A 13,635-nucleotide genomic window follows, 5' to 3' on the forward strand; every position below is an offset into this window, starting at 1 on the left:
TGCCCGGGGGCACTGTGGATGAGGAAACTCCTGAACACACTCTACGTAACCACGCCGGAGTCCTACCTGGCCCGCGACGGTGAGAACGTCGTTGTCAGGGTCGAGAACGAGGAGAAGTTCCGTATTCCTATCCATAATCTTGAGGCCATTGTCTGTTTCGGCTACATGGGGGCCAGTCCTCAACTGATGCAGCTCTGCACCGAGAATAATGTCAGCCTCTCATTTTTATCGCCGTCTGGAAGGTTTCTGGGACGGGTCAGCGGCCGGGTGCGCGGCAATGTTTTGCTGCGGCGGACTCAGTACCTGCGAGCGGACAATCGCGAGGAGTCTCTGGAAATAGCAAAGGCTTTCATCATTGGTAAACTCGTGAACTGCCGAACAGTCCTCGGGAGAGGTATTCGCGATCACGGGGCGGTCATCGATTGCGATAAGGTTCGAGCGGCGGATGCTCTGCTGATCGAGAACCTCTTAAAGATCGAGGATTGCACCTCTGCAGATATGCTCCGGGGGATCGAGGGGAACTGCGCTAAATTCTACTTCGTCACTCTTGATGAGTTGATCCTCAAGCAGAAGGATGATTTTTACCTGGTTGAACGAAACCGGAGGCCGCCGCTGGACAATATGAATGCGCTGCTCTCTTTTCTGTATACGCTCCTTGCCCACGATCTTGAGTCCGCCCTGGAGACTGTGGGGCTCGATCCTTACGTTGGGTTCTTCCACACCGACAGGCCCGGGCGGCCGAGCCTGGCGCTCGATATGATGGAGGAGCTTCGCCCGTTCATGGCTGACCGTCTGGCGCTGAACCTTGTGAATATGAAGCAGATCAGCGGCAGGGATTTCATGAAGAAAGAGAATGGTGGGGTCATTCTGACCGACGATGGGCGTAAGGCGGTGATTGCTGCCTGGCAAAAGCGCAAACGGGAGATGATCACGCACCCGTATCTGAACGAGAAGATACCCATCGGACTGCTACCGTACGTGCAGGCGATGCTGATGGCCCGTTTCCTGCGGGGTGATATTGACGGCTATCCGCCGTTCTTCATGAACTGAGGTGTTTCGCAATGATGGTTCTGATCACGTACGATGTCAATACTGAGACTGAAGAGGGAAAAAAGCGCCTTCGCAAGGTGGCAAAGGAGTGTGTGAACTATGGTCAACGGGTTCAGAACTCAGTCTTTGAGTGTCTGGTCGATCCTGCCCAGTTTGCGAAACTTAAACATACCCTCTGTGAAATAATTGACGAAGAGAAAGACAGCCTCCGGTTCTACTACCTGGGTAAGAACTGGAAGAACCGGGTGGAGCACTACGGTGCAAAAGCGGGGTACGATCCAGAAGGTTTATTAATTACGTAACCCTGCGAACCTCAAGCGAACAGTATATCCCTGGAGGGTTCGCGGAGAAAATTCTCTGATATTATATTATTTTTGTGGTGCGGCTGCTCGGGTCTGTGTGTTGTGTGTTCGCCCTGTCGGAGGGATTGTTTTGAAGTAAATATATGATATAAATTATATTTTTAGTTTCATTATGGTTGGATCGTCAAATTTGTTAAAAGGAACATTTATCTACCCGCGGATTGAATACCAACTAAACCCCGATCGTCCTCTCTCATGAATGGGTGGGGTGGATGATCCGGGTTGTCTTTGCAGTCGCACCCTTCACGGGTGCGTGGATTGAAATTCGACCCACTCGTCGATAAGAGAGGCGGGATCAGGGTCGCACCCTTCACGGGTGCGTGGATTGAAATCAGATGGTTCCTCCGGTCGAAACAGAAACTTATTGTCGCACCCTTCACGGGTGCGTGGATTGAAATTCCCAGACCTCGACGGCACCGGCTGCCGGGGCGAGGTCGCACCCTTCACGGGTGCGTGGATTGAAATTGATTCTTGGAGCAATCATGGTCGCCGGGGCCATGTCGCACCCTTCACGGGTGCGTGGATTGAAATGTGACCCCGGCCCCGCTTTCCCCTTTGGGGGAGGAGTCGCACCCTTCACGGGTGCGTGGATTGAAATTCATACAGAAACCTCCAAACTTGTTGCTCGGAGGCAGTCGCACCCTTCACGGGTGCGTGGATTGAAATGCGGTTTATACAAGCGCAAACCGTTAATGGAACAAGTCGCACCCTTCACGGGTGCGTGGATTGAAATACTATCCAGGTATCCTGGACTCGTCGCATAGACGGTCGCACCCTTCACGGGTGCGTGGATTGAAATATCGCTGAGCGGGTTCTCGGCCCGGACTCCCTCCGTCGCACCCTTCACGGGTGCGTGGATTGAAATGTGATTGATTTCTGCGGGCTCACCGGCGACGTGGTCGTCGCACCCTTCACGGGTGCGTGGATTGAAATCACCTGCTCGCCTCGTCCACGAACGGGAAGTCCCGTCGCACCCTTCACGGGTGCGTGGATTGAAATCCGGTCGGGACCGGCGTCGTCCGGTTCAAGATCCGGTCGCACCCTTCACGGGTGCGTGGATTGAAATAAGGAGAGATGAGGAATGAGCGTTACGGAACGTCAAAGTCGCACCCTTCACGGGTGCGTGGATTGAAATACTCGCCCCTTGGTCATCCGATCATGCCTCCGGGAGTCGCACCCTTCACGGGTGCGTGGATTGAAATCCCCTCCTGATGGGGGTCGCGATGGAGCAGGTCATGTCGCACCCTTCACGGGTGCGTGGATTGAAATACCCCTACCGAGGTCATCCTCGGTGCCACTGTCCCGTCGCACCCTTCACGGGTGCGTGGATTGAAATACGATAAATGGATACGCACAAAAGAAGAGCAGTGGTCGCACCCTTCACGGGTGCGTGGATTGAAATCTCAGCGGCGGTCAGCGCCAAGGGCGGCGGCCGCAGTCGCACCCTTCACGGGTGCGTGGATTGAAATTCTCAGAGAGTGAGCAAGACCCCCGGTACGGAACGTCGCACCCTTCACGGGTGCGTGGATTGAAATTCTTTAAACGTGCCGTAGAACAGGATCGGCTCGCGTCGCACCCTTCACGGGTGCGTGGATTGAAATCACTCGTAGAGGGTGATTGTGCTCCTGGTGACCTCCGTCGCACCCTTCACGGGTGCGTGGATTGAAATTACGGCGATTTTATCATGGAGATCTACGGCGCCGTGTCGCACCCTTCACGGGTGCGTGGATTGAAATAGCATCATACGACTCTCACCCTGTCTCCTCTCTGAGTCGCACCCTTCACGGGTGCGTGGATTGAAATATTCCGGCCAATCTCGACGACAACCCTGCGCTGACGTCGCACCCTTCACGGGTGCGTGGATTGAAATTGCTCATAGTAGGATTGTATATCGGGCATCGATACGTCGCACCCTTCACGGGTGCGTGGATTGAAATACCGGCGTGGTAGACACTACGAAACCGGCAGGGGGTCGCACCCTTCACGGGTGCGTGGATTGAAATTGCGAGAACGATGCGGCGCTGACGCTGTCGGTGCCGTCGCACCCTTCACGGGTGCGTGGATTGAAATTTCACCGAGGAGGTCTGGAACTGCTCCGCCTGCATGTCGCACCCTTCACGGGTGCGTGGATTGAAATAGATTCGAAAAGCACGTCTATACCGGGTCCACAGAGGTCGCACCCTTCACGGGTGCGTGGATTGAAATTAGGTCGTAGGTGACTTCGCCCGGCGCGCTCGAAGTCGCACCCTTCACGGGTGCGTGGATTGAAATATTGGACCGACGACGCGGAAGAAGTGCGCCGGGGTCGCACCCTTCACGGGTGCGTGGATTGAAATTCGTTGCAAATCGACCTGTAGGCTCGCCATCAGATCGTCGCACCCTTCACGGGTGCGTGGATTGAAATCAGGGTATACCGGACGCCACTATCACCTCCGTTTCGTCGCACCCTTCACGGGTGCGTGGATTGAAATAACCCCACAAGTTAACTTTCCCGGCGCCTTCAGCAGTCGCACCCTTCACGGGTGCGTGGATTGAAATTACAACATGAAATATCGCTACTATGCTGAATCCACGTCGCACCCTTCACGGGTGCGTGGATTGAAATAATCCCGATACTTTAAAGGTAAATGGTCGCGCTCCGTCGCACCCTTCACGGGTGCGTGGATTGAAATGATGTCCCCGTCGAATTTATAAGAGACAACACCAGCGTCGCACCCTTCACGGGTGCGTGGATTGAAATCTGATGGGCGAAGACGGCCTCGTCGTGATGCTGCTGTCGCACCCTTCACGGGTGCGTGGATTGAAATCCGTTCGGCCGCCTGCCGCCGTACAAACTCCGCGAGTCGCACCCTTCACGGGTGCGTGGATTGAAATTTACCCATGCCGTAGAGGATCGCCATGATCTGCTCGTCGCACCCTTCACGGGTGCGTGGATTGAAATTCCCGGCCGGTCGCAAAGATGTCGCATTCAGACCGTCGCACCCTTCACGGGTGCGTGGATTGAAATCGCTCTGCAACCACTTGTACACCACCTCTCGGTTGTCGCACCCTTCACGGGTGCGTGGATTGAAATCAGGCGTCCCGGATAATACAGTACACCTGCAACCGTCGCACCCTTCACGGGTGCGTGGATTGAAATTACATGCGTGGCGGCGGGGTGCCCGCCCCGTACGTCGCACCCTTCACGGGTGCGTGGATTGAAATCTGGCGAGACTCTCCCGGCTCTCGCCCCTGATGCGTCGCACCCTTCACGGGTGCGTGGATTGAAATCGGAGGCGCGAGTCTGCAACCGTTCGCCTGATACCGTCGCACCCTTCACGGGTGCGTGGATTGAAATACGGTCGTCCGGAGGGTCTCATTGCGCTCCGGGAAGTCGCACCCTTCACGGGTGCGTGGATTGAAATATCGAGTGCGGGCCGGATGTGCGGCCGGGCGGCCGTCGCACCCTTCACGGGTGCGTGGATTGAAATTCCCACCGATCGATGATCACCTGACAATACTGCGGTCGCACCCTTCACGGGTGCGTGGATTGAAATTCGGGGTAGAACCCTATGCGCAGGATCTCCTTACGTCGCACCCTTCACGGGTGCGTGGATTGAAATACAATGGAGGGAGGCCATATCCTACAACAAGTTCGAGTCGCACCCTTCACGGGTGCGTGGATTGAAATAGGGAGAGATACCGCGCCTGACCTACTCCCTTCGGCCGTCGCACCCTTCACGGGTGCGTGGATTGAAATGAGTATGTCGCGCTCAAGAAGGTCGCAATGAAGATGTCGCACCCTTCACGGGTGCGTGGATTGAAATCAAAGGGATCTGTTTCCCATGAGACAAATGCATATGTCGCACCCTTCACGGGTGCGTGGATTGAAATAAGTGCGGGGTGATTGCCGCCCACCCTTTCTCCCAGGTCGCACCCTTCACGGGTGCGTGGATTGAAATAAATCCGTGGGGTCCTGCCGCGACATCTGGCGGGGTCGCACCCTTCACGGGTGCGTGGATTGAAATCTCTCATCGCCCTGGTGCTCCTCGCGGCCGTGCTCGTCGCACCCTTCACGGGTGCGTGGATTGAAATCGTTCACCATCTGCATCCTGTGCGCCAACTCTCTGTCGCACCCTTCACGGGTGCGTGGATTGAAATCCAATAGTCGGCTCTGACGATCGCCTGACCGTCCCTGTCGCACCCTTCACGGGTGCGTGGATTGAAATCGCGCACATCGCGTACGCGCAGTCTCGGCAGATCGTCGCACCCTTCACGGGTGCGTGGATTGAAATTTCCCAAGTTTGTACACCAGATTTCGAGGTGTCGAGTCGCACCCTTCACGGGTGCGTGGATTGAAATAAGCGGAACCGGGAGGAGCCCCTTGCGGTGCTCCGGGTCGCACCCTTCACGGGTGCGTGGATTGAAATAAGAGGCGCTTGAAATTGCAGAAGAGTTTTACAGTCGCACCCTTCACGGGTGCGTGGATTGAAATGTGTATCCACCACTATCTCCGGCTGAATTTCAAGCTGTCGCACCCTTCACGGGTGCGTGGATTGAAATACCGCTTTGACCTCAAAGCCTCTAATCGTCGTGCCGTCGCACCCTTCACGGGTGCGTGGATTGAAATCCTCGCGGGATATGGCGAAAATCCAGACAGCCATAGTCGCACCCTTCACGGGTGCGTGGATTGAAATGTGATCACCTGAGCCTGGAGCGAGGCGTCCGCTTGTCGCACCCTTCACGGGTGCGTGGATTGAAATACGGACCCGCAGGTATCGCCGGGAATCCCGATGAAGTCGCACCCTTCACGGGTGCGTGGATTGAAATGTCTCCGTCACGCCTCTACCTCCATCATCCGCGCCTCGTCGCACCCTTCACGGGTGCGTGGATTGAAATACCGATGTCCATCGCGAGCATTGAGAACTCGAGGTGTCGCACCCTTCACGGGTGCGTGGATTGAAATACCGATGTCCATCGCGAGCATTGAGAACTCGAGGTGTCGCACCCTTCACGGGTGCGTGGATTGAAATTGGTGGCTGGCCCCACTCCCCTGCAGCGGGCCGCGTCGCACCCTTCACGGGTGCGTGGATTGAAATCAACATATTCGCGCGCCAAAACTAACGGCATCGTTGGAGTCGCACCCTTCACGGGTGCGTGGATTGAAATCAACACGTCGGTATAGTCATCTGCGACCGACATCGTCGCACCCTTCACGGGTGCGTGGATTGAAATTCCAGGTTGGGACGCTAAAGGGGGTGCTCCCCATGTCGCACCCTTCACGGGTGCGTGGATTGAAATTCAAGCAGTCTAGGACTGAGTAAACACATTAAAAAGTCGCACCCTTCACGGGTGCGTGGATTGAAATCGTTCCAGTTCGTCGTTAATCAGCCTCTCCATCGCCGTCGCACCCTTCACGGGTGCGTGGATTGAAATTCGCGGCCTCGAAGGATTCCCTGGAGGCAAAGATGTCGCACCCTTCACGGGTGCGTGGATTGAAATTAAACCGGCTTGCTCCATCCTCGAACAAAATGAGGGTCGCACCCTTCACGGGTGCGTGAGTTGAAATCGCCGGACCACGGGCAGGTCCGGGCCGAGGGTGTGTGGATTGAGGTATCCCCCTCCGTTCATCCTGCCCAACTCAAAGATTGTCGCACCCTTCACAAGCGCACGGATATGATCCATGCTTCTGGCGGGACGTCCCTCACTCCGCCCTCGTCTCCTCCCACCCGATACAGACCCTGATCGGGACCCTCTCCGCAAGCGCCGCCGCGACCGGCGAGCGCCGGTAGGCCCGGTTCACGAGGTCCTCGATCGTCTCCCGCGGTGCGTCGGCATCCACCCGGACGGTCAGGCGGACCTCGTCAAGGCCCGGCCGGGTGTTGCCGATCTCAAAAAAGCCCGCGAGGTCGAGGTCGCCCGCAACATCGATCTCGATCAGGTCGACCTCGATCCCCTCCTCCGCGGCGCTGTAGGCGATAGAAGCCGCGATGCAGGCCGAAAGCCCCGTCAGCACCAGTTCCGTCGGGCTTGGGCCCCGGTTGCTCCCGCCGAGCATCGCCGGCTCGTCGGCCGGGACGGCGAAGTCCCGGACGATCGTCGTCGTGTGCGCACCCCCGTTCCAGGTTGTGAGGGCGGAGAGGGTCCTCTCGCCCGCTGCAGGATCCCTTGTTATCCGCTCCACGAGGGCGTTTGCCCGCTCCATATCGAGCCCGTTTTTCATCATACGCAAGACTCCGCATCAGACGATCGGCTCGGGCGGCCTCTCTTTTGAGCCCATGAGCCGCAGCATCTCCTCGATATCGGTCGTCGGGATGTCGCAGGCGTAGTTCGTGCAGACGTATGCCGTCGCCTTCTCCCCGACCATCACGATGTCCCGGGTGTACCCGGCAATCCTGGTGATCTCCGGGTTCTCCTCCTCGGCGGGGCGGAAGATTATGAGGGCGTCGGGGTTGTAGTGCGATCGGATGGCCCGGAGCATCGCGGTCGTATCCTCTGCGCCCGTAACCCCGGTGACGATCACCTCATGGTTCGGCCCCAGCATGAACTCCAGGCCCGTGAGGAACTGGGCGTGAGCGGCCGGAGCCTTGAGAACGGCATCTGAAAAGACAACCCTCATCCGGTCGGCCATCCTCTCGAACTCGAGGTCTGCCGTTATCCGCCCGAGGGCAAAGAGGCTCAGCATCGCCACGCCATTCCCGGAGGGGATCGCCCCGTTGGAGACCGGTTTCTGCCGGACGGGAATATCGAGGTCGTCCGGGGTGAAGTAGAACCCGCCGTTCTCACAGTCCCAGTAATGGGCGACCATATCCCGGGCGAGTTCTGTGGCGGTCACAAGGTAGCCGGGGGAGAAGGTGGCCTCGTAGAGTTCGATGAGCGCCCAGACCATGAACGCATAGTCGTCGAGGGTCGCAGCGAGCCCCGCCTCCCCGTCCCGGTAGCGGTGGAGGAGCCGCCCGTCCTGCCTGCGGAGGTTTTCGAGGATGAACGCGGTCGCCTTCTCTGCCGCCTCAAGGTAACCTGGGTCGTCGAAGGTCCGGGCGGCTTTTGCGAGCGCGGCGATCATCAGGGCGTTCCAGTCGGTCAGGATCTTATCGTCCCTTGCCGGGCGGACCCGCCTCTCCCGGGCCGCAAAGAGCCTCTGCCGGGCGCCCTCCACGAACCACGCGAGGTCCTCTTCGGTCGTCGAGAACTCGTGGGCCCAGGAGACCAGCGGGCGGCGGAGACGGAGTATGTTCCTGCCGGTCCTCTTTCCGCCGGGCTGCTCGATGTAGTTTCCCGGCTCCACGACCCCAAAGATCCGGGAGAACCGCTCCCCGTCCTCCTCCCCGAGAACCGAGAGGATCTCCTCCTTCGTCCAGAGGTAGAACTTCCCTTCCTTGCCCTCGCTGTCGGCGTCCTCGGCCGAGTAGAATCCGCCGGCGGGATCGGTCATATCCCGCAGGACGTAGGCGATCGTCTCGCGGGCGGTTCGGGCAAACTCCTCCCTCCCGGTCGCGAGGTATGCCTCGGTATACGCCATGGCAAGGAGCGCCTGGTCGTAGAGCATCTTCTCAAAGTGCGGGACGAACCACTCCGCATCCGTCGAGTAGCGGTGGAACCCGTAGCCGATCTGGTCGAAGATCCCGCCCTGCCGCATCGCATGCAGGGTCTTTTCGACCATCTGGTATGCCGGCGCCTTCCCGGTCCGGTAACCGTGGCGGAGCAGGAAGATGAGGTTGTGCGGGGTCGGGAACTTGGGTGCGTCGCCAAACCCGCCGTTCTCCCCGTCAAAGACCCGGTAGAATGTCTGGTAGGCCTCGTCGAGGGTCGATTCGGAGAGCTCGCTTGAGCCTGGAGGGTTGCGGGCAGCGTTTCGCAGCGCCTCGATCACCTGGTCGCCGGCGCTCTCGAGGTCCTGGCGCTGGCTCTGCCAGATCTTGCTGATCCGGGGGATGAGGTCCAGGAGCCCGGTCATCCCGTACCGGCTCTCTTTCGGGATGTAACTTGCGGCAAAGAAGGGCTTTTTGTCAGGTGTCATAATGATCGTGAGCGGCCAGCCCCCGGCCCCGGTCAGCACGTGAGCGGCCGTCATGTAGATCTGGTCGATATCCGGCCGCTCTTCGCGATCCACCTTGATGCAGACGAAGACGTCGTTTAGGAGTTTTGCGACCTGCGGGTCTGCAAACGACTCCTTCTCCATGACGTGGCACCAGTGGCAGGTCGAGTAGCCGATCGAGAGAAGGATCGGTTTGCCTTCCTCTTTCGCCCGCCGGAATGCTTCTTCTCCCCAGGGATACCAGTCGACGGGGTTATGAGCGTGCTGGAGCAGGTACGGACTCTTCTCGTGGATAAGCCGGTTCGGCGGTGGTATCTCTCGCACCGGTGCTTTCGGGTCATCTCCGCGTGCCGGGTTCATATGTCTCTCGTGCGGATGCAGGCTAATAAAGGTGACTCATCCCGGCGGAAGGGGAGCTTTTCGGAGCGGGCCCGTTCGCCCATCCACCGCCGGGATCAAGAGCGCCTGACGGCGGCCCGGGTGAAAAAGGGCGGGTATCCGGGCCGCGGTCCTCCTCACTCTGCGATTGGGATCTCTTTCGTCTCCTCCGCGGTCGGCCGGACGTAGGGGACGTCTACAGTCAAAAGACCATTTTTAAATGTTGCTTTCGCCCGATTGGGATCGACGGGGCAGCCGATCGCGTAGGTCCCGACGTAGCGGACGTCGCCGCGGGGTGCGTCGATGGAGAAACTCGTCTCCTGCATCTTGAAGGTGATATCCTTCTTGTCGACGCCGGGGAGTTCGATCTCGATGTGAAGGTTCTCTTCGTTCTCATCCGAGTAGGCACAGACATAGGGTGCGACTCTCAATGCAGCCATCTCAATAACCTCCTAGACGGCAACAGGAGTGCGGGTGTGCTATATAACGTTTACCTCCAGTTCGGCACCACGCAGGTGCGGCTGATTGCGGGCAACCGGGTCATGCAGAGCGAAGGCCCCACTTCCACGGAGGTTTTATCGTGAGGGCGCTAAGGTCTCATGCATGACCGAGCGGTTCATCTTCACCCGGAATCGCACCTTGCGGTGCTCACACTCAGGTTCTACCCAACCTTCGTGCACCGGACCCGCTGCTACCACTGCGGCAAAGAGGCCGACCAGATCGTAAAGGCGGTATCAGCACAGGCGCAGGTGATCTGCTCTGCCTGTGCCGCGACCCGGATCTTCGTCCCGCGGTTTGAGAACAGCAGGGGGCCCGGAGTCTGCACACCGATCGGGTGCTACGACGTATGGACGATCGAGGCCGACGGCCGATGCAAAAAATGTGGGGTCGAGGGGTCGCACGGCCTTGTCATCGGGTGCAACCACTTCACGACCCGGTGCCGCAACTGCGATATGCACTTTTACCGGTTCAATCTCGAGTATACGGCGACCTCTCCCATCGAGGACGTCAACGCTCCTCGCGGACCATCTTGATGGCCCCTTTCGGGCACTCGTTTGAGCAGATGCCGCACCCCTTGCAGTAATCGAGGTCGATCTCGAGTTCTTCGTCGATGACCCCGTCGGGGCAGTACTGGGCGCAGAGCCCGCAGGCGTTGCACGTCTCCTTATCGACCACGGGCCGGAACGTCCGCCAGGACCCGGTCTTTCCCGATGAGGCCTCTTTGGGCCTGCTGAGCGCAAGTCTCTCTCTCATGCCTTCAACTCCTCGTATGCCGCCTCAGCAGCCTTCACGTTCCGCTCGTCGGAAAACATCTCCCGGATCGCCGTCCGTGCCGACGGTAGGGTGACGATGCCCATCTTTGCAAGCGCCCCGAGGACCGGGGTATTCAGGATGGGGCTTCCGGCAACCACCAGGTTCTCGGCAAGCGCGATCCCGGTCAGGTCGACGTGGTGGCAGGTCCCGTTGCACCCGGCAATCGGGTGAGGGCTGTTTAAGAGGACTTCCCCGTTGGGCTTTAGGCCCTGGAGGACGTCCACCACGTCCATGATGCTCGTATCAAGCACGATCACGAGATCGGGCTCGTGGATCTGGCTGTAGATCTTGATCGGCTCATCGTCGATCCGGACGAACGAGACGACCGGCGCCCCGCGCCTCTCCGCCCCGTAGAACGGGCAGGCCGTTGCATGCTTGCCGTCCCTGAATGCCGCTAGAGCTATGAGCTTTGCGGCGGTGACGCCGCCCTGCCCGCCCCGGGAGTGAATCCGTATCTCATACATGCTCGCTCACCCCAAACCACATCTCCTCGCCGGGACGCCGGTTGCGGACGAAGTCGGCGATATCGTTGTAGGTGACCTCCTGGCCGCCGAGCCCGGCGATGACGTTGTAGGGTTCGACGCCGGTCTTTGACTTGATGGAGTGCGCCACAACACCTCCAAACCCGAAGGAGTAGTCGCGGTCGATCACGACGACCTCCCGGCCGGCGAGATCGAGGTCCGGGAAGGGCCTGAACCAGCGCAAGCGCATCGACCCGGCCTTTATTCCCTCGTCGCGGAGGCGGTCGACCGCGACTTCAGCCTCTTTGCCGAGCGTTCCCATCGCGACGACGACGACATCGGCGTCCTCGCACCGGTAGTCCTCGGTGGGGCCGTAGGACCGGCCGAACCGCTCTGCAAACTCGCGCTCGACCTCCTCGATTACGCCCCGTGCGTCGCGCATCGAGCGCTCGATATCCCAGCGGAACTTGTAGTATTCGTCCGGTCCGGTCATCGGGCCGTAGACGCAGGGGTTCTCCGGGTCGATGGCGTGCGGGAGGTGGTAGGGTGGGATGAAGTCGCCGGGGTCGACGGTCTCAAGCGACTGGGTGATGTGGCTGAGCGAAAACCCGTCGAGGTTGACCATCACCGGAAGGAGGACCCGCTCGTCCTCGGCGATCCTAAACGCCATCAGGGTGGCGTCGTAGGCCTCCTGGACCGTGCCCACAAAGACCTGCAGCCAGCCCGTGTCGCGCTGGGAGAAGGCGTCGGTGTGCTCCGCCCAGGTGTTCCACCCGGGTCCGAGAGCGCGGTTGACGTTCACCATCACGATCGGGAGGCGCGCGCCCGCCGCCCAGTGGATCATCTCGTGCATGTAGAGGAGGCCGTGGGAACTCGTCGCCGTGAAGGTCCGGACCCCGCCTGCGCTCGCTCCGATGCAGGCGGCCATCGCCGAGTGCTCGCTCTCCACCGGGATGTACCGGCTCTCAAGCTCGCCGGAAGTCACGTACTCGGCGATCTGCTCCACGATCTCGGTCTGGGGGGTGATCGGGTATGCGGCGATGACGCCGGGTTTCGCGGCCTTCACCGCGTCGGCGATCGCCTTGTTGCCGGTTGCAATCGTTAGCATTGGCCTTCCTCCTCGCGGGCGAACCGCTGGATGTTCTGCTCCACCTGCTGTCGCATCAGGTCGAGGATCTCCGGTTTTAAGTTCTTGAACCTGCCCTGACCCTTGATGTATTCCTCGAGCGGCGCGGGCTTCTTCATTGCCGCCTTCGACGGGCCGCTGATCGAGAGTTTCCCGTACTCGCGCTCATACAGGATCCAGGTCCCAGTCTTCACCGCGAGTTTGCCCATCTCAATCGTCTTCTCCGTCGGGTAGCGCCACCCCGGCGGGCACGGCGCAAGGATATGGATGAACTTGGGCCCCGGGATCGAGAGCGCCTTCTTCACCTTCTTGTAGAGATCAAGGGGATACGCACTGCAGGCGGTCGCCATGTAGGGCGGGTTATGCGCCTCGACGATCCGGTCGAGGTCCTTCTTCGCCGTCGGCTTGCCGCCGGGGGTTGTCGTGGTGCGCGCCCCGAGCGGCGTTGCGCCCGACCGCTGCATCCCGGTGTTGCCGTAGGCCTCGTTGTCGTAGCAGATGTAGAGGAAATCGGTCCCACGCTCAAAAGCGCCCGAGAGCGCCTGTATCCCGATATCAACCGTTCCACCGTCCCCTGCATAGACGATGACGTTGGTATCCTTCCCGCGCGCCCTAAGCGCGTTGCTGAGACCTGAGGCGCAGGCAGCGGCCGCTGCGAAGGCTATATTGTATACCGGCACGCTCATCGCTGTGCCGGGGTAGATCCCCTGGATGACGCTGGTGCAGCAGGCCGGCACGACGAGAACGGTATCGGGGCCGGCCGCTTTGAGCACGTAGCGCAGACAGAGGGAAGAGCTGCACCCCGCACAGGCCGACGTGCACTTATAGAGATACTCCTCCTTAGGAATCGTTGACAAAGCGTTTACACTCCTCTTACTATAATTGTCATCAATTGTAATGATAGTTTTGTGGTCTCGATCCCGGGAT

10 protein-coding genes and 1 CRISPR repeat array are annotated in these 13,635 nt (G+C 59.5%); of the genes, 3 read left to right on the forward strand and 7 right to left on the reverse strand.

Going from position 1 to position 13,635, the window contains the following annotated elements; genetic code table 11:
* The first annotated feature begins 18 nt into the window (after window positions 1–18).
* Both cas1c and cas2 read left to right on the forward strand, forming a co-directional pair.
* A complete protein-coding gene (cas1c, locus tag MCUTH_RS03590; RefSeq protein ID WP_066955673.1) occupies window positions 19–1,050 on the forward strand; it encodes a type I-C CRISPR-associated endonuclease Cas1c in 1,032 nt (343 codons plus the stop codon).
* Window positions 1,051–1,061: 11 nt separating this feature from the next.
* A complete protein-coding gene (gene cas2, locus MCUTH_RS03595; RefSeq protein WP_066955676.1) occupies window positions 1,062–1,352 on the forward strand; it encodes a CRISPR-associated endonuclease Cas2 in 291 nt (96 codons plus the stop codon).
* Window positions 1,353–1,645: 293 nt separating this feature from the next.
* A CRISPR array of direct repeats spans window positions 1,646–6,960; the repeat unit is 32 nt; unit sequence GTCGCACCCTTCACGGGTGCGTGGATTGAAAT.
* A 135-nt stretch (window positions 6,961–7,095) separates the two neighbouring features.
* On the opposite strand, the gene MCUTH_RS03600 is transcribed toward cas2, so the two are convergent.
* The 3 genes from MCUTH_RS03600 to MCUTH_RS03610 all read right to left on the reverse strand — a co-directional run bounded on the left by MCUTH_RS03600 (window position 7,096) and on the right by MCUTH_RS03610 (window position 10,247).
* A complete protein-coding gene (locus MCUTH_RS03600) occupies window positions 7,096–7,617 on the reverse strand; it encodes an OsmC family protein (protein WP_066955679.1) in 522 nt (173 codons plus the stop codon).
* Between the two features lie 15 nt (window positions 7,618–7,632).
* Window positions 7,633–9,789 (reverse strand): thioredoxin domain-containing protein, encoded by a 2,157-nt coding sequence (locus MCUTH_RS03605; RefSeq protein ID WP_066955682.1) that lies wholly within the window; start codon window positions 9,787–9,789, stop codon window positions 7,633–7,635.
* Between the two features lie 155 nt (window positions 9,790–9,944).
* Window positions 9,945–10,247, reverse strand: coding sequence for an Hsp20/alpha crystallin family protein (locus MCUTH_RS03610; RefSeq protein ID WP_066955685.1), 303 nt, complete (start codon window positions 10,245–10,247; stop codon window positions 9,945–9,947).
* A gap of 159 nt (window positions 10,248–10,406) precedes the next feature.
* Between MCUTH_RS03610 and MCUTH_RS03615 the strand changes: the two genes are divergently transcribed.
* On the forward strand, window positions 10,407–10,841 hold the full coding sequence (locus tag MCUTH_RS03615) for a hypothetical protein (RefSeq protein ID WP_066955688.1): 435 nt from the start codon (window positions 10,407–10,409) through the stop codon (window positions 10,839–10,841).
* Here MCUTH_RS03615 and MCUTH_RS03620 read toward each other — a convergent pair.
* The 4 genes from MCUTH_RS03620 to MCUTH_RS03635 are packed head-to-tail and all read right to left on the reverse strand — an operon-like array spanning window position 10,816 to window position 13,565.
* Window positions 10,816–11,061, reverse strand: a complete 246-nt coding sequence (locus tag MCUTH_RS03620; protein WP_066955691.1) for a 4Fe-4S binding protein — start codon at window positions 11,059–11,061, stop codon at window positions 10,816–10,818. The genes MCUTH_RS03615 and MCUTH_RS03620 overlap by 26 nt on opposite strands.
* On the reverse strand, window positions 11,058–11,585 hold the full coding sequence (locus MCUTH_RS03625; RefSeq protein WP_066955694.1) for a 2-oxoacid:acceptor oxidoreductase family protein: 528 nt from the start codon (window positions 11,583–11,585) through the stop codon (window positions 11,058–11,060). The genes MCUTH_RS03620 and MCUTH_RS03625 overlap by 4 nt, the downstream gene beginning before the upstream one ends.
* Complete coding sequence (locus MCUTH_RS03630; protein ID WP_066955697.1) at window positions 11,578–12,690, reverse strand: transketolase C-terminal domain-containing protein; 1,113 nt, start codon at window positions 12,688–12,690, stop codon at window positions 11,578–11,580. Before MCUTH_RS03630 ends, MCUTH_RS03625 begins: the two co-directional genes overlap by 8 nt.
* On the reverse strand, window positions 12,684–13,565 hold the full coding sequence (locus tag MCUTH_RS03635) for a thiamine pyrophosphate-dependent enzyme (protein ID WP_066955700.1): 882 nt from the start codon (window positions 13,563–13,565) through the stop codon (window positions 12,684–12,686). Before MCUTH_RS03635 ends, MCUTH_RS03630 begins: the two co-directional genes overlap by 7 nt.
* Window positions 13,566–13,635: the final 70 nt, after the last annotated feature.

The organism is Methanoculleus thermophilus (genome assembly GCF_001571405.1).
GTDB lineage: Archaea > Halobacteriota > Methanomicrobia > Methanomicrobiales > Methanoculleaceae > Methanoculleus > Methanoculleus thermophilus.